Annotated in this window: 20 protein-coding genes and 1 pseudogene; 10 read left to right on the forward strand and 11 right to left on the reverse strand. The window is 64.1% G+C overall.

Annotated features, from left to right (window positions below):
* The first annotated feature begins 66 nt into the window (after positions 1 to 66).
* The 6 genes from dapF to NKJ17_RS28250 all read left to right on the forward strand — a co-directional run bounded on the left by dapF (position 67) and on the right by NKJ17_RS28250 (position 6,080).
* Entirely contained in the window at positions 67 to 951 is an 885-nt protein-coding gene (gene dapF, locus NKJ17_RS28225; RefSeq protein WP_352691079.1) for a diaminopimelate epimerase, read from the forward strand.
* Positions 951 to 2,252 (forward strand): tRNA (N(6)-L-threonylcarbamoyladenosine(37)-C(2))-methylthiotransferase MtaB, encoded by a 1,302-nt coding sequence (gene mtaB, locus NKJ17_RS28230; protein ID WP_352507333.1) that lies wholly within the window; start codon positions 951 to 953, stop codon positions 2,250 to 2,252. The genes dapF and mtaB overlap by 1 nt, the downstream gene beginning before the upstream one ends.
* 11 nt (positions 2,253 to 2,263) lie before the next feature.
* Positions 2,264 to 4,090: a signal recognition particle-docking protein FtsY gene (ftsY, locus tag NKJ17_RS28235; RefSeq protein ID WP_352479668.1), complete on the forward strand. Its 1,827-nt coding sequence runs from the start codon at positions 2,264 to 2,266 to the stop codon at positions 4,088 to 4,090.
* 60 nt (positions 4,091 to 4,150) lie between these two features.
* Positions 4,151 to 4,825 carry a septation protein A gene (locus tag NKJ17_RS28240; RefSeq protein ID WP_352507391.1) on the forward strand — a complete coding sequence of 225 codons (675 nt, stop codon included), beginning with the start codon at positions 4,151 to 4,153 and terminating at the stop codon, positions 4,823 to 4,825.
* 67 nt (positions 4,826 to 4,892) lie between these two features.
* A complete protein-coding gene (locus NKJ17_RS28245) occupies positions 4,893 to 5,513 on the forward strand; it encodes a pyridoxamine 5'-phosphate oxidase family protein (RefSeq protein WP_352479669.1) in 621 nt (206 codons plus the stop codon).
* A 33-nt stretch (positions 5,514 to 5,546) separates the two neighbouring features.
* Complete coding sequence (locus tag NKJ17_RS28250) at positions 5,547 to 6,080, forward strand: NADPH-dependent FMN reductase (protein WP_352507335.1); 534 nt, start codon at positions 5,547 to 5,549, stop codon at positions 6,078 to 6,080.
* A 7-nt stretch (positions 6,081 to 6,087) separates the two neighbouring features.
* Here NKJ17_RS28250 and NKJ17_RS28255 read toward each other — a convergent pair whose 3' ends face one another.
* Both NKJ17_RS28255 and NKJ17_RS28260 read right to left on the reverse strand, forming a co-directional pair.
* A complete protein-coding gene (locus NKJ17_RS28255; protein ID WP_352691081.1) occupies positions 6,088 to 6,297 on the reverse strand; it encodes a tautomerase family protein in 210 nt (69 codons plus the stop codon).
* A 32-nt stretch (positions 6,298 to 6,329) separates the two neighbouring features.
* On the reverse strand, positions 6,330 to 7,247 hold the full coding sequence (locus tag NKJ17_RS28260) for an SMP-30/gluconolactonase/LRE family protein (protein ID WP_352507337.1): 918 nt from the start codon (positions 7,245 to 7,247) through the stop codon (positions 6,330 to 6,332).
* A 262-nt stretch (positions 7,248 to 7,509) separates the two neighbouring features.
* On the opposite strand from NKJ17_RS28260, the gene NKJ17_RS28265 reads away from it, so the two are divergent.
* On the forward strand, positions 7,510 to 7,677 hold the full coding sequence (locus NKJ17_RS28265; protein ID WP_254817861.1) for a hypothetical protein: 168 nt from the start codon (positions 7,510 to 7,512) through the stop codon (positions 7,675 to 7,677).
* A 34-nt stretch (positions 7,678 to 7,711) separates the two neighbouring features.
* Here the strand turns inward: NKJ17_RS28265 and NKJ17_RS28270 are convergent, their stop codons facing one another.
* The 4 genes from NKJ17_RS28270 to ccmA all read right to left on the reverse strand — a co-directional run bounded on the left by NKJ17_RS28270 (position 7,712) and on the right by ccmA (position 9,940).
* Positions 7,712 to 8,287: a DsbE family thiol:disulfide interchange protein gene (locus NKJ17_RS28270; RefSeq protein ID WP_254817862.1), complete on the reverse strand. Its 576-nt coding sequence runs from the start codon at positions 8,285 to 8,287 to the stop codon at positions 7,712 to 7,714.
* Positions 8,284 to 8,451: a heme exporter protein CcmD gene (ccmD, locus tag NKJ17_RS28275; RefSeq protein WP_352479673.1), complete on the reverse strand. Its 168-nt coding sequence runs from the start codon at positions 8,449 to 8,451 to the stop codon at positions 8,284 to 8,286. Before ccmD ends, NKJ17_RS28270 begins: the two co-directional genes overlap by 4 nt.
* 126 nt (positions 8,452 to 8,577) lie before the next feature.
* On the reverse strand, positions 8,578 to 9,243 hold the full coding sequence (gene ccmB / locus NKJ17_RS28280) for a heme exporter protein CcmB (protein WP_352507338.1): 666 nt from the start codon (positions 9,241 to 9,243) through the stop codon (positions 8,578 to 8,580).
* 88 nt (positions 9,244 to 9,331) lie between these two features.
* Complete coding sequence (gene ccmA, locus NKJ17_RS28285; protein WP_352507392.1) at positions 9,332 to 9,940, reverse strand: heme ABC exporter ATP-binding protein CcmA; 609 nt, start codon at positions 9,938 to 9,940, stop codon at positions 9,332 to 9,334.
* A 283-nt stretch (positions 9,941 to 10,223) separates the two neighbouring features.
* Between ccmA and acnA the strand changes: the two genes are divergently transcribed.
* The gene (gene acnA / locus NKJ17_RS28290) at positions 10,224 to 12,914 is read left to right on the forward strand and encodes an aconitate hydratase AcnA (RefSeq protein ID WP_352507339.1); all 2,691 of its coding nucleotides are present in this window, start codon (positions 10,224 to 10,226) and stop codon (positions 12,912 to 12,914) included.
* A 40-nt stretch (positions 12,915 to 12,954) separates the two neighbouring features.
* Here the strand turns inward: acnA and NKJ17_RS28295 are convergent, their stop codons facing one another.
* Complete coding sequence (locus NKJ17_RS28295) at positions 12,955 to 13,626, reverse strand: ceramidase domain-containing protein (protein WP_352507340.1); 672 nt, start codon at positions 13,624 to 13,626, stop codon at positions 12,955 to 12,957.
* A 175-nt stretch (positions 13,627 to 13,801) separates the two neighbouring features.
* Here NKJ17_RS28295 and NKJ17_RS28300 point away from each other — a divergent pair, with 175 nt between their 5' ends.
* On the forward strand, positions 13,802 to 14,551 hold the full coding sequence (locus tag NKJ17_RS28300) for a DUF1223 domain-containing protein (RefSeq protein ID WP_352507393.1): 750 nt from the start codon (positions 13,802 to 13,804) through the stop codon (positions 14,549 to 14,551).
* Between the two features lie 477 nt (positions 14,552 to 15,028).
* Positions 15,029 to 15,415 carry a DUF2794 domain-containing protein gene (locus NKJ17_RS28305; RefSeq protein WP_254817869.1) on the forward strand — a complete coding sequence of 129 codons (387 nt, stop codon included), beginning with the start codon at positions 15,029 to 15,031 and terminating at the stop codon, positions 15,413 to 15,415.
* Positions 15,416 to 15,419: 4 nt separating this feature from the next.
* On the opposite strand, the gene NKJ17_RS28310 is transcribed toward NKJ17_RS28305, so the two are convergent.
* The 4 genes and pseudogenes from NKJ17_RS28310 to NKJ17_RS28325 form a co-directional block, all read right to left on the reverse strand.
* A complete protein-coding gene (locus tag NKJ17_RS28310; protein ID WP_352691082.1) occupies positions 15,420 to 15,989 on the reverse strand; it encodes a GNAT family N-acetyltransferase in 570 nt (189 codons plus the stop codon).
* 109 nt (positions 15,990 to 16,098) lie between these two features.
* Positions 16,099 to 16,878, reverse strand: coding sequence for a Bax inhibitor-1/YccA family protein (locus tag NKJ17_RS28315; RefSeq protein WP_352507341.1), 780 nt, complete (start codon positions 16,876 to 16,878; stop codon positions 16,099 to 16,101).
* A 219-nt stretch (positions 16,879 to 17,097) separates the two neighbouring features.
* Positions 17,098 to 19,647, reverse strand: a complete 2,550-nt coding sequence (locus NKJ17_RS28320) for an ABC transporter permease (RefSeq protein WP_352507342.1) — start codon at positions 19,645 to 19,647, stop codon at positions 17,098 to 17,100.
* Positions 19,647 to 19,824, reverse strand: a pseudogene (locus tag NKJ17_RS28325) (ABC transporter); the annotation flags it as partial. The pseudogene NKJ17_RS28325 and the gene NKJ17_RS28320, both read right to left, overlap by 1 nt.
* Positions 19,825 to 19,901 lie beyond the last annotated feature (77 nt).

Consider the following 19,901-nt stretch of genomic DNA (forward strand, 5'->3'; position numbering starts at 1 on the left):
CCGCGCTGGTAATTTCTGCCGCTATCCGCCATATAGGCGCCAAACCGGCAAGAGACCTTTCGATCGATGGCAAGCGCGGCCCCTTTCGCCAAGATGAACGGCATCGGCAACGAAATCATCGTTGCCGATATGCGTGGCCGTGCCGATCGCGTGACGTCTGCGGCAGCCGTCGCGCTCAATGCCGACACGTCGACCCGGTTCGACCAGATCATGGCGATCCACGACGCCAAGACGCCGGGCACCGCCTTTTTCATCGATATCTTGAATTCCGACGGGACCAGCGCGCAAGCTTGCGGCAACGGCATGCGCTGTGTCGTCCAGGCGCTCGCCGCCGAGACCGGCCAGAAGACATTTGCCTTTGAAACAGTCGCCGGCATCCTAAACGCCGAGGAACATGCCGACGGAATGATCTCGGTCGACATGGGCAGGCCGCGCTTTGGCTGGCAGGACATCCCGCTGGCCGAGGAATTCCGCGACACCCGCATGATCGAGCTGCAGATCGGCCCGATCGATGCCCCGGTGCTGCATTCGCCGTCGGTCGTCTCGATGGGCAATCCGCACGCTATCTTCTGGGTCGACCGCGACGTCTGGTCCTACGAGCTCGAGCGCTTCGGCCCGCTGCTCGAAAACCACCCGATCTTCCCCGAGCGCGCCAACATCACCATCGCGCAGGTGACTTCGCCGGAGACCATGATCATCCGCACCTGGGAGCGCGGCGCCGGCCTGACCAGGGCCTGCGGCTCGGCCGCTTGCGCCGCCGTGGTCGCCGCGGCCCGCACCCGGCGCACCGGCCGCAGCGTCACACTGATAACGCCCGGCGGCGGCTCGCTGCATGTTCTGTGGCGCGACGACGACCACGTCATCCTCACCGGTGCCGCCGAATGGGAATTTTCCGGCAGCTTCGATCCGGCGACCGGGGCGTGGGCGCGCGACACCGAAAGCGCCGCCTGATGGCTCCTCTTGGCAACAAGGGCATCGAGGTCGTCACCTTCGGTTGCCGGCTGAACACCTATGAATCCGAGGTGATGCGGCGTGAAGCCGAAAGTGCGGGCCTCGGCGGCCTCGAAGGCGGCGCCATCATCTTCAACACCTGCGCCGTCACCGGCGAGGCTGTACGCCAAGCCAAGCAGTCGATCAGAAAAGCCCGCCGTGAGAACCCGGCCGCCCGCATCATCGTCACCGGCTGCGCCGCGCAGACCGGCCCGCAGGATTTCGTCGCCATGGACGAGGTCGACCTCGTCCTCGGCAATGAGGAAAAGCTGAAGGCGCATTCCTATCGCGCGCTGCCGGATTTCGGCGTCAACGACACCGAAAAGGCGCGCGTCAACGATATTTTTTCGGTACGCGAGACGGCCGCCCACATGGTCGACGCCATCGAGGGCCGGGCACGCGCTTTCGTCCAGGTGCAGAACGGCTGCGACCACCGCTGCACCTTCTGCATCATTCCCTACGGTCGCGGCAATTCGCGCTCCGTGCCGATGGGCGCCGTGGTCGAGCAGGTCAAGCGACTCGTCGGCAATGGTTATGCCGAGATCGTGCTGACCGGCGTCGACATGACCAGTTTCGGCGCCGACCTGGCTGGCGCACCGAAGCTCGGCAAATTGGTCAAGACCATCCTGAAGCAGGCGCCCGACATGAAGCGCCTGCGGCTTTCCTCCATCGATTCGATCGAGGCCGACGACGATCTGCTGGACGCCATCGCCACCGAGCCCAGGCTGATGCCGCATCTGCATCTGTCGCTGCAATCGGGTGACGACATGATCCTGAAGCGGATGAAGCGCCGGCACAGCCGCGACCAGTCGATCCGCTTTTGCGAGGATGTGCGCAAACTGCGCCCCGGTATCGTTTTCGGCGCAGACATCATCGCCGGCTTCCCGACCGAGACGGACGCCATGTTCGAAAACTCGCTGGAGATCGTCGAGGAATGCGGCCTGACGCATCTTCATGTCTTCCCGTTTTCGCCGCGCGAAGGCACGCCCGCCGCGCGCATGCCGCAGCTCCGCCGCGACGTCGTCAAGCAACGCGCGGCACGCCTGCGCACCGCCGGCGAGGCCGCCTATCGCCGCCATCTTGCCTCGCTCGCCGGAACGCATCAGTCGATCCTGGTCGAGCGTGACGGCCTTGGCCGCACCGAGGGGTTTACGCTGGCAGTGTTGTCGGCGGGCGCGCCTGGCGACATCGTCGAGGCTGATATCGCCGGCCATGACGGTATCAGACTGATCGCCGCGCCGCTTGCCGCCCGCGGCGTCTGAGAGCGCAAGACATGGCTGGTTTTTTCAAGAAGATATTTTCGTTCGGCAAGAAGGAAGTGGTCGAGGAGCGGCCCGACGAGACCGCACCGCTGCCGCCGATCAAATGGGACGAACTGGAGGCGCTGAAGCCGGCCGCCGAGCAGACCGTTCCGGAGTTTTTGAAACGCGAAGAGCCTCGCCCCGAAGCCGTACCGCCGGTCGAGGCGGAAGCACCCGCGCCGCAGCCGGCGCCTGTTGAAGAGGCCGAGCCCGAACCTGCGCCGACCCTTCTGGTCGAGCCGGACACCCAGCCAGAACCCGCTCCGGTCGAGGAGCCAGAGGCGCCTGCTGAACAGGCTGCGTCAGACGCCGCTCCCGTCGTTCCCGAGCCAGCCCCAGAGCCAGAGCCGAAGGAAATTCCTGAGCCAGAGCCGACGCAGCCAGAAATCGTCCAGACTGAGCCTCCGCCATCCGAACGTGGCGCTGCCCCTCATCCGCCTGCAGGCACGTTCTCCCCGTATAGTGACGGGGAGAAGGGTGCTGATCGTCACGCCGAGCCTCGTTTTGAAAGCGGCAAAGAAAAAGCTCCGGCGCTGACGCCCCCCTCTCCCCGTCCCTTACGGGGGTCCGAAGGACGGGTGAGACAAGCGGCGCGCCCCGGAACGGGTGAGGGTGAGGGGCAGCGCCAACCTGCGCAAGACGCGGCACCCACTGCCGAAATCACGCCACCAGCACCCGAAGCGCCGCCGCCGGCCGAAATCCCGCCGCCGATCCGCCAGCCAGCGCCCGTCGAGACGAAGCCGCCGCTCGCCGAGATCGCGCCCGAGCCGGAGGCCGTCCCGCAACCATCGCCGGAGCCAAAGCCCGCCCCCGGCAAAGTCACCGTAACCAAGAAGGTCGAGCAGAAAGCCGAGCCGCAGAAGGCGCCCGAACCGACGCCGAGGCGCTCCTGGTTCCAGCGCATGCGAGACGGGCTTGCGCGCTCCTCCCGGGAGTTGTCGGGCAACATCGCCGGCGTCTTCACCAAGCGGAAACTCGACGAGGACACGCTGCAGGACCTGGAGGACGTGCTGATCCGCGCCGATCTCGGCATGGAGACGGCTTTGCGCGTAACCGATGCACTCTCCGCCAGCCGCTACGGCAAGGACGTCTCCGATACCGAAGTCCGCGCCATCATGGCGGCCGAGGTGGAGAAGGTGCTGTCCCATGTCGCCATGCCGCTGGAACTCGACCTCAGCCATAAGCCGCATGTCATCCTGGTGGTCGGCGTCAACGGCACCGGGAAAACAACGACTATCGGCAAGCTCGCCGCAAAGCTCACCGATGGCGGCCTCTCGGTGATGCTCGCCGCCGGCGATACTTTCCGCGCAGCCGCCATCGAGCAGCTGAAGATCTGGGGCGAGCGCACCAACTCGCCAGTCATTGCCTCGAAGCTCGGCGCCGACGCCGCTGGCCTCGCCTATGACGCATTCGAGCGGGCGAAGGAGGCCGGCTCGGACGTGCTGATCATCGACACCGCCGGGCGGCTGCAGAACAAGACCGAACTGATGGCGGAACTGGAAAAGATCGTCCGCGTACTGGGCAAGCTCGATCCGGAAGCGCCGCACACGGTGCTGCAGACGGTCGATGCCACCACCGGCCAGAACGCGCTCAACCAGGTCGAGATCTTCCGCAATGTCGCCGGCGTCAACGGCCTGGTGATGACCAAGCTGGACGGCACGGCGCGCGGCGGTATTCTGGTGGCGATCGCGGCGAAGCATAAATTGCCGGTCTATTTCATCGGCGTCGGCGAACAGGTCGACGACCTCGAACCCTTTTCCGCAAGCGAATTCGCCAGGGCGATCGCTGGCGTGGCTTGACGAGCATGATCCCAATAAGGTGCAGGCTTTTTGGATTGAATCATGCGTAAGAAGGACCTTATGAGCCCACCCATTCTCGAACGCGACCCATCCGACCCGCAAAAGCAGAAGAAGGAAGCCGTCAATCCGCTGCTCAAGCTGGTACTGGAGCTTGGCCCGCTGATGGTATTCTTCTTCGCCAATGCGCGCGGCGCATGGCTGGTGCAGAAATTCCCGGCGCTGGGCGAGTTCGGCGGACCGATCTTCGTCGCCACCGGCCTGTTCATGGCCGCGACCGCGGTCGCGCTGATCGCTTCCTGGCTGCTGACCCGTACCTTGCCGATCATGCCGATGGTGTCGGGCGTCGTCGTCTTCATCTTCGGTGCGCTGACGCTCTACCTGCAGGACGATATCTTCATCAAGATGAAGCCGACCATCGTCAACACGCTGTTCGGCGGCGTGCTGCTCGGCGGCCTGTTCTTCGGCAAATCGCTGCTCGGCTATGTCTTCGAATCGGCCTTCAATCTCGACGCCGAGGGTTGGCGCAAGCTCACCTTCCGCTGGGGCCTGTTCTTCCTGTTCCTAGCCCTTGTCAACGAAGCGGTCTGGCGGAATTTTTCCACCGATACATGGGTTACCTTCAAGGTCTGGGGCATCATGCCGATCACGCTTCTGTTCACCTTCAGCCAGATGCCGCTGATCCTGCGCCATTCGCTCGAGGACAAGACCGAGAAAGCGGGAAAGGCCGGCAAGTAGCAACTCCAGGAAAAGGTCTGTGCAGCGGTTTCCCCTGGGAATTGCGTCAGAATAGGAGGGGACGTGGATGGAATTCATCATCACGCGCGACGAGCTGAGGACGATCTACAAGACGCCTCGGCCGACCGACGGCTCGATTCGCAAGGAATTGAAGACATTGGACGGCCACTGCCGTTCCTTCATCGGCAAGAGCCCGTTCGTGCTGATCGGCTCGTCCGACGGCGCCGGCAATGCCGATGTGACGCCCAAGGGCGACAGGCCGGGCTTTGTGGCAGTGCTCGACGAGAAGACCATCGCCATCCCCGACCGGCCGGGCAACAACCGGCTCGACACGCTGGAGAACATCCTTCTCAATCCCTCGGTCGGGCTGCTCTTCCTCATTCCCGGCATGAACGAGACGCTGCGTGTCAACGGCGATGCCCGCATCACCGTCGATGCGGCATTGCGCGAGCGGCTGGCGGTCGACGGCAAGGCACCGCAAAGCGTCGTCGTGGTGACGGTCAAGGCTGCCTACATGCATTGTGCCAAGGCCTTCATGCGCTCCGAACTGTGGAAGCCCGAAACCTGGTACGACCGTGCGACGCTGCCGACGCTCGGCCAGATCCTGCGCGACCAGCTGGCGCTTGCCGAAACGGCGGAGGCCACCGACCGCTGGCTTGACGAGGATTACAAGCAGACCATGTGGTAGCGTGCCCGGCAACGAATCGCCGAGCCGGTCCCTTTGCTGAACATTCTCGCCATTTCCGGCAGCCTGCGCGCCGCCTCGACCAATTCGGCCCTGGTCGCGGCCCTCACGCAAAACGCGCCGCCGGACTGTCACATCTCCGTCTATGACGGGCTTGGTCGGCTGCCGATCTTCAACCCCGACGACGAAGGCGAGCGGACGCCGCCGCAAGCAGCGGCGCTGATCGATGCGGTCACCGCCGCTGACGGCGTCATCGTCTCCTGCCCGGAATACGCACACGGCGTGCCAGGCGGCCTGAAGAACGCGCTCGACTGGCTGGTGTCGCGCGATGCCGCCGTCGGCAAGCCAGCCATGCTGGTGCATGCTTCGCCGCGCTCGCTGTTTGCCCGCGCCGCACTGGTCGAGGTCATGCGGACAATGTCTTTCGCGCTCTATGACGAAGCAGCGCTCGAAATCGCGCTGCTCGGCAAGAGGCGGCCGGAGGTTGAGAAAATCCTGGCGGAACCGGAAAACCGGCTGGCGATGCGCGGCGCCGTTTCGGATTTCGCCGAGTTCATCCGCGCTGGCTGAGCGGCGCTCAACCCTTGCCTCTCCGCGTCTCGACGTCGGTTTCGCCGACGAACCAGTCGCGTGCAGCGACCTCCTCGAAGACCACCCAGACATCGTTGTTGGTCAGGCCGGTGACGGCGGTGATAGCCGCTGTCACCTGGGCGGCGATCGCGGCCTTTTTGCCGGCCGGGTCATCGGCAATCACCTCCTTGACCAGGCGGATGTTCACGAACGGCATGGTTCCCTCCCTTGGATATGCTTGGCATCCGCTCAGTAGGTTTTGGCGCCGTTGACCATAAGCCGGACCATGTAGAGCGAGGTCGTGCCGGCGATGTAGAGGCAGTTCAGCTTGTTGCCGCCGAACACGCAATTGGCAACGACTTCCGGTACCTTGACCTTGCCGATCAGCGTCCCGTCTGGATCGTAGCAGTGGATGCCGTCGGCGGCGCTGGTCCAGATGCGGCCGTCCGCATCCAGCCTGAAACCGTCGAACAGGCCGGCGGTGCAGTCGGCAAAGACCTTTCCGCCTGAGACCGTCTTGCCGCCCTGGCCGACATTGAACACCCGGATGTGCGCCGGGTTTTGCGCACCATGCGTACGGCCGGTATCCGCTACATAGAGCTTGCTCTCGTCGAGCGAGAAGGCGAGCCCGTTGGGCCTGACCATGTCGGTGATCACCGCCTCGGTCTCGCCGGTGCCGGGATCGACCCGATAGACATGGCAGGCGCCGATCTCGCTTTCGGCCTTGTCGCCCTCGTAATCGGTATCGATGCCGTAGCTCGGATCGGTGAACCAGATCGAGCCATCGGACTTGACCACCGCGTCATTGGGCGAGTTCAGCCGCTTGCCGCGCCATTTGTCGGTGATGGTGATGACCGAGCCGTCATGCTCGGTCCGGCTGACACGGCGGCCGGAATGCTCGCAAGTAACCAGCCGGCCTTGCCGGTCGACGGTGTTGCCGTTGGAATTGCCCGACGGCTGACGGAACACGCTGACACTGCCGTCGGTCTCGTCGTAACGCAGCATGCGATTGTTCGGGATGTCGGACCATACCACATAGCGCCCGGCTGCAAACCAGGCCGGTCCTTCCGCCCATCGGCAGCCGGTAAACAGCCTGTCGACCTGTGCATTGCCGTTGAACAGCCGCGAAAAGCGCGGATCGAGAACTTCGTAGAATTCGCTGGCCATGGTTCCTCCCGGTAGCAGTCGCTTGGCGAGGCGCGATCAAGCCAGCCCACGCTCGATATAGCAAGATCGATGATGCGTCAGAAGCCTTATGGAAGCGAATGCTGGCGCGGACGGCAGGTCACATCCGGTTAACCGGCTATGCGCCCAGCGCAATGGTGCATTGCAACATCTTATTTTTGCAACGCACCATAACTATGTCATGCTTCGTATCGATCAAGGGAGGAACAACTGGCCGCAAATGCGGCGCAAAAGGAGACTCGCTATGATCATCGACAGCCTCATGAGCCGCGCTCGCGCCAGCATCGCCAAGCGCCGGCATTACAACCGCCTCGTCGCCGAAATCGACAGCTTCACCAGCCGCGACCTCGCCGACATGCGCGCCGATCGCTCAGAAATGCTCTACCAGGTCCACAAGCAGATCTACGGCTGAGTCTTCCGTCGACCTTTGATGAAACGGCGGGCAATCAGCCCGGCACGGCCAGCGCCTTCTCGATCTCCGGCAGCAGCAGCGTCTGCGCCGAGTCCGGCGTCAGCGGCCCGACATGCTTGTAGGCGATCTTGCCATCCTTGCCGATGACGAAGGTCTCCGGCACACCGTAGACACCCCAGTCGATCGCCGTGCGCCCGGCCTGGTCGACGCCGATCGCCTGGAACGGATTGCCGAGATCGCCAAGGAACCGACGGGCGTTTTCCGGCTGGTCCTTGTAGTTCAACGCTGCCATGACGAAGCGTCTGTCCTGCGACAGCGCCAGCAGCACCGGGTGCTCTTCGCGGCACGGCGCGCACCACGACGCGAAGACGTTGACCAGCGTCACCTTGCCGGCGAACTGTTTTGAATCGAGGCCCGGCAAATTGGTGCCCTCGAGCGCCGGCAGGTTGGTCTGCGGCGCCGGCAGGCCGATCAGCGCCGACGGCACTTCCGACACGTCGCGCCCGGACAAGAGCTGCGCCAGGAACAATCCCGCCAGCCCGAGAAAGACCAGCAGCGGCAGCAGCACGATCAGGCGGCGGCGCGCCGGTGTTTCCGTTTCCGTGCTCATGGCTTGACTGCCCTATCGGAGCGCCGGCGCACGCCGGATGCTTCCAGCTCGGCGAGTTCTCGCTTGCGGCCGCGCTGGTCCAGCAGGATCCAGCCGATCAGCCCGCCCAGCACCACGGCCGTGATCGCATAGGCGGCGGTGACATAAAGCGCGTGTACGCTCATGCTTCTCGCTCCGCGGCGCTTTCCAAACGGTCCGTCTCGCCTTGTTCCGACATGTCCTCTCTTAACGCCGCGCCATCGGCTCCGCAATTGTTCGCCGCGCCGCAGGGATGAGCTGAAGCCAACACATCAATCCGTTCCGTGCCGCAGCGCCAGCGCCGCCGCCACCGGCCCGAGCACGGCAAGGAACAGGGTCAGCGCGGCAAGAATGAGGAAGGGCTGCAGGAACGGATCGGGGTCCGCTACCGCGCCATAGCTTGCCGATACGCCGAAGATCAGCACGGGAATGGTCAGCGGCAGCACCAGCACCGAGATCAGCAGCCCGCCCCGCGGCAACGCTACCGCCACCGCAGCACCGGCGGCACCGATGAAGGTAATCGCCGGCGTGCCGACCAGCAGCGTCAGCGCCGTGGCGCCGATGCCGGCCGGCTCCATGTTCATGAACAGGCCGAGCAGGGGCGCGGCGACGACCAGCGGCAGCACGCTTCCCGCCCAATGCGCCAGGCATTTCGTCAGCACGGTCAAGGCCAGCATTTGCCGGTCGTTGCCAAGCACCAGAAGATCGAGAGAGCCGTCTTCCCGATCAGCCTGGAACAGCCGGTCGAGGCCGAGCAGGCAGGCAAGCAAGGCGGCAATCCACAGGATCGCCGGGCCGATGCGGGCCAGCAGCCTCAGGTCGGGACCGACGCCGAACGGGATGGTCGTGATGACGGCGAGAAAGAAAATCACTCCAGTCAGCGCTCCGCCGCCGGCGCGGATGCTCAGGCGGATGTCGCGCAGGAAGAGGGACCACATTATGGTTTGGTCCTGATGCAGGCGTGAAGGCCAAGCAAAGGATGGAGTTCCGTCGCAGGACAGAGGGGGGCGCCGTAGAGCACCAACATCAAACGGCCTCGCCCATCACCAGCCCTTGTGCCCGCTCGATCCCCAGCGGCAAATGCGTCGCCGCGACCACGATCCCCCCACTCTCGAGGTGCTTCTCCATCAATTCGCCGACTCTCTCCTCCGAAACCTTGTCCAGTCCTGCGGTCGGCTCATCAAGCAGCCACAATGGCCGATGGCTGACCAGCAGTTTTGCAATCGCCGCGCGCCGGCGCTGGCCGGTCGAGAGATAGCCGAACGGCAGATGGCCGATGCGGCCCAGGCCGACGGTTTCCAGCGCCTCTTCGACACCCGCAGAGCCCGCGCCCGAAAAATCGCGCCAAAAGCACAGATTCTCCTTGACGCTCAGCGCCGTCTTCATCGCGTTGAGGTGGCCGAGATAGTGACAGGCCGAGGCGACCGACGGGAAGTCTTCGCCACCACCTTCGAACCGCACACGGCCTGCCGCCACCGGCAACAGACCGGCGACGATCCTGAGCAGCGTCGATTTGCCGGCGCCGTTCGCCCCGGTGACGACCAGCGCCTGGCCATCCCCCAGCGCGAATTCGATGCCGGAAAATACCGTCTCGCCGCCGCGTTCGCCGCCCAGATTTTCGGCGATCAGCCGCATCCGTTCCCCTTCGCCGAAAAGTTCAAGTGCGGCTTCGGTGCGCCGCAGCAAAAATGGCGATTCCGTGTCTAGAACTATTCCAGAAAATTCTCTATATCCGCATCATCCGTGCCAGCGGTCGGCACGGGAACCGAATTTGCGCCGAACCAGCGCGCGTGCCGCCTTGAACGGCCCGGACGCTTGGGAACGGACAGCGGAAATGGCCGTACCCGCACCTTTGCGCGTGATTTGCATGCCCACTGGCGTCCGTTCCCTCCCGGCAACCGACAGTTAGGGATCGCACGTGTCCAAATCACTCGACAGCTTCAATTGCCGCCGCACGCTGACCGCCAGCGGCACCGAGTACATCTACTATGACCTTGTCGAGGCCGAAAAGAACGGCCTCACAGGCATTGCCCAATTGCCCTATTCGATGAAGGTGCTGCTGGAGAACCTGTTGCGCAACGAGGACGGCCGTTCCGTTACCAAGGAGAGCATCCAGGCGGTCGCCGGCTGGCTGACCGACCGGGGCACTGCCGGCGTCGAGATCGCCTATCGCCCGGCCCGCGTTCTGATGCAGGATTTCACCGGCGTTCCGGCTGTGGTCGACCTTGCCGCCATGCGCGACGCCATGGCCTCGCTCGGCGGCGACCCGCAAAAGATCAATCCGCTGGTGCCGGTCGATCTGGTCATCGACCATTCGGTCATCGTCGATGAATTCGGTACGCCGCTGGCTTTCGCCCGCAATGTCGAGCTTGAATATGAGCGCAACGAGGAACGCTACAAATTCCTGAAATGGGGCCAGCAGGCGTTCCGCAATTTCCGCGTGGTGCCGCCCGGCACCGGCATCTGCCATCAGGTCAATCTCGAGTACCTCGGCCAGGTGGTGTGGACCAACAGCGAAGACGGCGAGACCACCGCCTATCCCGACACCTGCGTCGGCACCGATTCGCACACCACCATGATCAACGGTCTTGGCGTGCTCGGCTGGGGCGTCGGCGGCATCGAGGCGGAGGCCGCGATGCTCGGCCAGCCGGTTTCCATGCTGCTGCCGGAAGTCATCGGCTTTCGCCTCACGGGCAGGCTGAGGGAAGGCGTCACCGCCACCGACCTGGTGCTCACAGTCACCCAGATGCTGCGCAAGAAGGGCGTCGTCGGCAAGTTCGTCGAATTCTTCGGTCCGGGCCTGTCCAACATGACGCTGGCCGATCGCGCCACCATTGGCAACATGGCGCCGGAATATGGTGCAACCTGCGGCTTCTTCCCGGTCGACAGCGAAACCCTCCGCTATCTCACCATGTCCGGTCGCGACGAAGGCCGCATCGCCCTGGTCGAGGCTTATTCGAAGGCGCAAGGCTTGTGGCGCGATGCCGGCTCGGCCGATCCGGTCTTCACCGACCTGCTGGAGCTCGATCTCGGCAGCGTCGTCCCGTCGATGGCCGGCCCCAAGCGGCCGGAAGGCCGGGTCGCACTTGAAGACATTCCGGCTGGCTTCGCCAAGGCGATGGAGACCGAATACAAGAAGGCCGCCGAAATCGACAAGCGCTATGCCGTCGAGGGGACGGACTACGATCTTGGCCATGGCGATGTCGTCATCGCCGCCATCACCTCCTGCACCAACACCTCGAACCCGAGCGTGCTGATCGGCGCCGGGCTGTTGGCGCGCAACGCCAACCGGCTCGGCCTCAAGCAGAAGCCGTGGGTCAAGACCTCATTGGCGCCGGGCAGCCAGGTCGTGGCCGAATATCTCGAGAAATCCGGCCTGCAGAAGGAGCTCGACCAGATCGGCTTCAACCTGGTCGGCTTCGGCTGCACCACCTGCATCGGCAATTCCGGCCCGCTGCCGGCGCCGATCTCTAAGACCATCAATGATAAGGGCTTGATCGCTGCGGCAGTCTTGTCCGGCAACCGCAATTTCGAAGGCCGCGTCTCGCCCGACGTGCAGGCGAACTATCTCGCCTCGCCGCCACTGGTCGTCGCCCACGCGCTGGCTGGGACCGTGACCAAGGATCTGACCACCGAGCCGCTCGGCGAGGATCGCAACGGCAATCCGGTCTATCTCAAGGATATCTGGCCGAGTTCGGTCGAGATCCAGGAATTCATCGAGAAGAACGTCACACGCGAATTGTTCGCCCGCAAATATGCCGACGTCTTCAAGGGCGACGAGTACTGGCAGAACGTCAAGGCGCCGGAAGGCCAGACCTATGCCTGGGACGACAATTCCACCTATGTGCAGAACCCGCCCTATTTCGCCGGCATGACGTCAGGCTTCGGCAAGATCGGCGATATCAAGGGCGCGCGTGTGCTCGGTCTGTTCGGCGACAAGATCACCACCGACCACATTTCGCCGGCCGGTTCGATCAAGGCGGCCTCCCCGGCCGGCAAGTACCTCACCGACCACGGCGTCGGCGTCGCCGATTTCAACCAGTACGGCACGCGCCGCGGCAATCATGAGGTAATGATGCGCGGCACCTTCGCCAACATCCGCATCCGCAACCACATGCTGGGCGAGAACGGCCGCGAGGGCGGCTACACCATCCATTACCCGTCGAAAGAAGAGGAATCGATCTACGACGCCGCCATGCGCTACAAGAAGGAAGGCGTGCCGCTGGTCATCTTCGCCGGCGTCGAATATGGCAACGGCTCGTCGCGCGACTGGGCGGCCAAGGGCACCAATTTGCTGGGCGTTCGCGCCGTCATCGCCCAGTCCTTCGAGCGCATCCACCGCTCCAATCTTGTCGGTATGGGCGTCATCCCCTTCGTCTTCGAGGAAGGCACCTCATGGGCCTCGCTCAACCTCAAGGGCGACGAACTGGTTGAGATCGACGGACTGGGCAACATCAAGCCGCGGCAGAAGATGACCGCCAGAATCACCTACGGCGACGGCAGCGTCAAAGAGGTTCCGATCATCTGCCGCATCGATACGCTGGACGAGCTCGACTACTTCAAGAATGGCGGCATCCTGCAATACGTGCTGCGCGATCTGGCAGCATAGAGAGAGGAGTAGGGCAGTAAGGGAGTAGGGAACGCTTCCCCTATTCCCCTATTCCCGGCTTTCCAAACCGCGCTGTCGCCGCCAGCAGCACACCGAGCATCAGCCCGTTGAGGATGTGCCACAGGAAGTGCGTGCCGAGCGGGAAGCTGCCGCAGACCAGCGGATCGATCATCCGGCAGACGACCGATACGACGAAGATCGCCGAGCCCGCCAGATTGTACCAGCCGGCACGGTTGCCGCTCGCCGCCACCAAGGCGCCGAAGAAGGCGAGCGCCAGGAAGGGCGGCAGATAGCCGGTCGTGCCGTTCGACGCCTCGCGCAGCCAGTCCGGCACGGCAAAGGTCACCAGCCCGGCGACGGCATAGAAGGCGACGAAGATGGCGATCGCCTTGCCCCATTTCATGCCGAGAAAACGCCGCAGGTTGAACAGCGTGTAGGCCAGCGTGAACCCGGCGATTGGCAGCACGTCGGCCCAGACCGTGCCACGGTTGGCAAAGGTGTGGAACAGCGACGAGCCGACGCCAATCGCCACCACCCACCAGGCCAGCACTTCGGCGAAGATGCCGGTGCCGCGCCTGCGCACCTGCCAGACACCCCACAGCCCGGCGGCAAAAAAAGCCAGATTGCTCAGCGCATTGAGCGGTTCGGCCCAGAGTTCCGGCCCGGTCCGCTCGCAGTACAGGTCGACCGGCGCCAGGAGAGATTGCCACATGCTGATTGCCGCCCGAATCGCTTCCATCGTGTAGTGCAAGTCCACCTATTGCGCCCTTGCCAGCGGTTGCAACGGCAAAATTTCACCGCAACGTGACTTCCCGTTGACTGACGCTTCTGCCACATATTTCGACAACCAGAACAAAGCCGGCGTCACCGGCGGGATCGGAACGGCCATGCCATCTCGAAGACCATTGCGGCTTGCGGCCCTTGCGCTGGCCCTCTCGGCGTTTGCCGGCGGGGCCCTTGCCGAGCCAACCGACAAGCCATTAGGCGTCGTCGAGCTCTTCACCAGCCAGGGATGCAACTCCTGTCCGCCGGCCGACGAATTCTTCGCCGAGCTCGCCGCCAAGGAGGACATCGTCGCGCTCGCCTATCATGTCGATTATTGGGATTACCTCGGCTGGCAGGACACGCTGAGCCGCAAGGAAAATACCGAGCGGCAATATGAGTATATGCGCGCCTTCGGCAGCCGTTCCGTCTACACCCCGCAAGCCGTCATAAACGGCCGCAGCCATGTCAACGGCGCCAGCCGCAAGGAAGTCGACGGCGCGCTGGCCCGCATGGAGAGGGTCGGCGAAGGCATGCGCGTCGGCATCAAAGTCAGCCGGACCAGCGATCGCGTCATGATCGATGCCGGCGACGCCGTGACCGGCCCCGCCGACGCGCATGTCGTCATCGTCTATTTCAACCCGCCACAGACGATAAAGATCGGCAAGGGCGAAAACAGCGGCCGCAGCATGACCTACTGGAACGCCGTCACCAGCATCCAGACCGCCGGCATGTGGCACGGCAAGGCGCAGCGCTACGAACTGCCGATGAGCGAGATCGCCAAGAAGGGCGGCTGCGCCGTGCTGCTGCAGTCAGTTGGCAAGGACGGCATGCCCGGTCCGATCCTGGGTGCAGCCTTTATCCGCAAGCCTTAAATAGAGCGCTCCCCTTCTTCCCTGTGGGAGAAGAGGATAACCGCGCTCAAGCCTCCGACGACAGCCTGTCTGGAGGGATCGCACCGCCACGGCTCCGGCCAATAAAAAACCGGCGTCAGCTTGCTTCTGACGCCGGTCATTTAGGTTTTGGGATCGTCGCACCCGATCTTTCCAAGGAAAAACCGAGGTTGGTTCGATCCGACGCAGACCCGTGGGCGGGGGGCTTGGGGTTTACGAGCCGGTGCCGGACCGAACCGTCTCAGGCAACACCGGTAAATTCGTCGGACATTGGGGCATGAGCACGGATAAAAAAAGGCAGGATTGTGGCGAAGCATCACCAATTCCAACAGGCGTTTCGCAAACGTGACTGGACGCTGCAGAAACCGCACGACGCTGCCCTTGCTCGGCCGGGCCTTGCAATTCGGCAACGAAAGCGCCAACTTTGGTCGGCGTACGATTCATTGCGAGGATCCAGGCATGACTGATCGCAGCAGCGGGATGGAGGATGGGGACGCATCCGCAATACTGATCCCGCTGCATGAGGCAAGACGCGAACGCCTCGACCAGCCGGTGCAGTTCGACCGGCGCGAACTGGACCAGATCCTCAGACTCTACGGCCGTATGGTTGCCGCCAATGAGTGGCGCGACTATGCCATCGACCATCTCGCCGACCGCGCCGTTTTTTCTGTCTTCCGCCGCACCAGCGAAGTGCCGCTTTTCCAGATCGTCAAGGATCCGAAGCTGGCGCGCCGGCAAGGCGCGTTCGCCGTCATCGCCGCCGGCGGGCGCATCCTCAAGCGCGGCCAGGAGCTCGGCCGGGTGCTTGGCGTGTTCGACCGAACGCTGAAGCTGGTCGAAGCGTAACCTCTTATTTTTGTTCGCGGAACTTCCGCTCGGGCAGTGACTGCGGATCGGGCGGGATCGACGCCCCGCCATTGATCGGCAACTGCATGAACACCGTGTCGAGCCAGCGTCCGTGCTTATACCCTGAGCCTTCCAGGCGGCCGGAATGACGAAAGCCGAGCTTCTCGTGCAACCGTACCGAGGCGCTATCGGGCCGGCCGTCGCCGATCACCGCGATAATCTGGCGAAAACCTGCCGCCTTGGCCGCTTCGATCAGCCCTTGCATCAAGAGCAGCCCGACGCCTTGCCCTTTGGCCTCGGGCGCGACATAGACGGAATCCTCAACGACGAAGCGGTAGGCCGGGCGCGGCCGGAACGCCCCGGCATAGGCATAGCCGAGCACGCTGCCGGCCTTTTCCGCAACCAGATAAGGAAAGCCGCCCGCCATCAGGTTGTCGAAGCGCGCGCCCATCTCGGTGCGGCTTGGTGGCTCGAGTTCATAGCTGGCAGTGCCATTCGTCACCGCGTCGGCATAGATTTCCGTGATCCGGTCGAGATCGGCCGACGTCGCGGCCCGCAAGGTGATGCTGCTCATAATTTAGGCACGTCGTTCATCTGCCCCATATCACAGCAAAAGCCGGCACAAAAGAAAAGGGCGGCCATTGGGCCGCCCTTTCCACACTCCTGGTCCAGGAAAACCGTATTTAGCGACGGTCGCCCATGAACTGCAGCAGGAACATGAACAGGTTGACGAAATCGAGATAGAGCCTCAATGCGCCCATGATCGCCTTGCGGCCGGCGACATCAGTCTCGTCACCCTCGAAATACATCTCCTTGATGTTCTGCGTGTCGTAGGCGGTGAGGCCTGCGAAGATCAGCACGCCGATCGCCGAAACGGCAAAGGAAAGCGCCGACGACTGCAGGAAGATGTTGATCACCATCGCGATGATCAGGCCGACCAGGCCCATGACCAGGAACGACCCGAACGCCGAGAGATCGCGCTTGGTCGTGTAGCCGTAGAGGGACAGCCCGCCAAAGGCGGCGGCGGTGGCGAAGAAGGTCTGCGAGATACTGGCGGTGGTGTAGACCAGGAAGATCGACGACAGCGACAGGCCGACGAGGCCGGCATAGACCCAGAACGTCGTCTGTGCGGCCGAAACGCTCATCGACTGGACGCGGAACGACAGGAACATCACCGCTGCCAGCGGGGCAAAGATCACCAGCCATTTCAGCGGCGAGCCGAAGATCGCGTAGCCGAACGAGGTCAGCATCTCGCCGCTTGGCAACGTCGCGACCGCCGAGGCGGGATCGCTGGTCGTGGCCAGCATGATTGTGCCGACCGCGGCAAGGCCGGTGATGAGGAGGCCAAGCCCCATCAGATTGTAGACCTTGATCATGTAGGCCCGCAGGCCCTGGTCGATGGCAGCATCGACGCCGGCGCCGGGCACGGCGCGCGTCTGATAATTGCGAACGGGATCAGCCATGGAAATCCTCATATTGCTTCTGCCCCGTCCGGTGTCAGGTCCATTTGAACCCAGGCGCCGCTGGCGGGGCTCCAGCATGCCTGCGCCGAAATATGATGGTTCTTGGTGTAAAGGACAAGACCGTAACCAAACGTAATGCTCCGTGAAGTGCCAGAGATCCGGTTTTATTGGCCTTCCCGCCCGAAACATTAACGAGATTTAATCAAAACCGGCTCTGGCTCAAAGATTCCGCAGCACCGGCGCCGCCTTGTGGCCCAGCACCCGCCACGTGCCGGCAAGGCCGATGCCGACGGTGACCACCAGTGAAAAGCCGATGGTCGCCACCGCCACCTCGGGCATGAAGTGCGATGGCAGCGTCATGATGCGCGCGACGACGAACCATGCCGCTACACCGCCCGCCGCCAGTGCGAAGATCGCGGTGGCAAGGCCGATCAGCATGTATTCCAGCGAAAAAGCGGCGATCAGCGTTTTCCTGGTCGCACCCAGGGTCTTCAGCACCACCGCGTCGTGGATGCGAGCCCGGTTGCCGGCGGCGAGCGCGCCGGCCAGCACCAGCACCGAGGCGATCAACGCCACGCCCGCTGCCGCCCTGATTGCTGTGCCGAGCTGCGCCACCAGCCGGTTGACGATTTCGAGCGCGTCCTTGACCCTGACCGTCGTGACCGCGGGAAAGGCACGCGTGACGGCGTTGAGAAGGTGCGCGTCGTCGGCTGCCGACGCATTCGTCTCGGTCAGCGTAGCCAACCAGCCGTGCGGCGCCCCGGCGAATGTGTTGGGCGAGAACACCATGACGAAATTGATGCCCATGGTTTCCCATTCGACCTGGCGGAAATTGGCGATCTTGGCCGTGATGTTGCGGCCGAGCACGTTGACGGTGATGGTGTCGCCGAGCTTCAGCCCAATCTCGTTGCCTTCCTCGGCGGAAAACGAGACCAGCGGCTCGCCGGCATAGTTCTCCGGCCACCAGCTGCCCTCGGTCAGCGTCGCATTCTCCGGCAGCTTTGCGTCATAGGTCAGGCCGCGATCGCCGCGCAGCACCCAGGCGCCCTCGGCCGGAACCTTGACCTTGTCGACAGCGACGCCGTTGAGCGCCATCACCCGGCCGCGCAGCATCGGCACCTTGATCAGCCTGCCCTGCGGCGCCTCTTTGCCGACCAGCGCAGAGAAAGCATCGACGTCGCCGCTCTGGATATCGACGAAGAAGAAGTTCGGCGCCCGTTCCGGCAGGCTGCCCGAGATCTGCCGCCTGAGATTGCCGTCGATCAGCGCCAGCGTCACCAGCAACGTCAGCCCGAGGCCAAGTGACAGAACCACCGATGGCGTCAAGGCGCCTGGCCGATGGATGTTGCCGATGGCGAGCCTGAGCGCGGTCGAACGCACGCGCGGGCTTTTCTTCGCCGCCCACTGCACCAGCGAGCCGACGACGCGCAGCACCAGGAACGACAACACCGTGGCCCCAATGAAGATCGAGGCAATACGGCGGTCGCCGGAAAACAGGATCACCAGTACCGCCAGGAGCAGGGCGATGCCCAATGCCGCGGCGATGTAGAGCGGGTGGGGAAAACCGCGGCCCTCGAAACCCATTTCGCGAAACAGCGCCGTTGCCGGCACGTCGCGGGCGCGGCCGAGCGGAAGCAAGGCGAAAGCCAGCGTCACCAGCAGCCCGAACAGCGCTGCCATGCCGAGGGCGCCGGGATAGAACCCACCTTCCGCCGGCACAGGAATAACCGATTGGAGTGCGGCGCTGGCCGCGAACGGCATCAATGCGCCGAGCACCAGGCCCAGCGTAATGCCGAGGGCGGCGATCATCAGGATCTGCACCAGATAGACGGCAAAGACGAACCCGCCCGAAGCCCCTAGGCTCTTGAAGGTGGCGATGACGCCGCGCTTGCCGTCGAGATAGGCACGCACGGCATTGGCCACGCCGACGCCGCCGACCACCAGCGCCGTCAGCCCAACCAGCGTCAGGAATTGCGAGAACCGCTCGATGTTCGAGGACAACGCCGGCGCCGCGTTGCTGCGCGTGCGGATCGACCAGCCGGCCTGCGGGAACTCTTTTGCCGCCTGCTCCTGGATCGCCTTGATCTGTGCGTCGCCGGTGCCGCCGGGCAGCCGGACCCTATAGGCGTTCTCGACCAGGCTGCCCGGCTGGATCAGGCCGGAAGCGGCAAGCCCGTCGGTCGACACCATCAGCCGCGGCGCAAAGCCGAAGCCATCCGACACCGCATCCGGCTCGTTGACCAGCCTTGCACGCAGCTCGAATGTCGCGCTGCCGAGCTTCAGCCGGTCGCCGATGCCAAGATGTAGCCGCTCGAACAAGAGAGCCGGGGCGGCGGCGCCGAAGACGCCGGATTTTTCGCCGAACAGATCCTCTCGCGACAGCACCGGCTCAGTCTCCAGCGCGCCATAGAGCGGATAGGCGCCGTCGACCGCCTTGGCCTCGACCAGCGCCTGGTCGGAGCCGTCCTCGAGCCTGGCCATCGAGCGCAGGTTGGCACTGTGCGAAACCGCGCCAAGCCGGTCGACGAAGCTGCGTTCGGCTCTGGTAAGATCGCGCTGGTTGAGCTGGAAGCGGAGATCGCCGCCGAGCAGCGTCTGGCCCTGGTCGGCAACACCGGCGGAAATCGCTTGCGCCACCGAATTGACGCCGCCGATTGCCGCGACGCCGAGCGCGATGCAGGCAAGGAAGATCAGGAAGCCGGACAGCCCGCCACGCATTTCGCGCAGCGAAAACCGAAAGGCGAGCCTCAGTGTTTGCGACAGCGGCATCAGGCGGTCACCTTGCCGGCCCTGGTGGCCGGCTCAGGCGCGTCCTCGATCAGCCCCGACCGCATCGACACCTGGCGCGAGCAGCGCGCCGCGAGTACCGGGTCATGTGTGACCAGCACCAGCGTCATGCCGCGGTAGCCGGGCGTTGGCAAAAACAACTCGGGGCACAGCCCGCCCCCCCCCCAGGCGCCGATTCACGTCGGCGCGGAGAGGCACAGAGAACGCCACCCCCCGCCCCCCGCCCCCGCCGGCAC

It is taken from the genome of Mesorhizobium sp. M0208 (assembly GCF_040322015.1).
Taxonomy (GTDB): domain Bacteria; phylum Pseudomonadota; class Alphaproteobacteria; order Rhizobiales; family Rhizobiaceae; genus Mesorhizobium.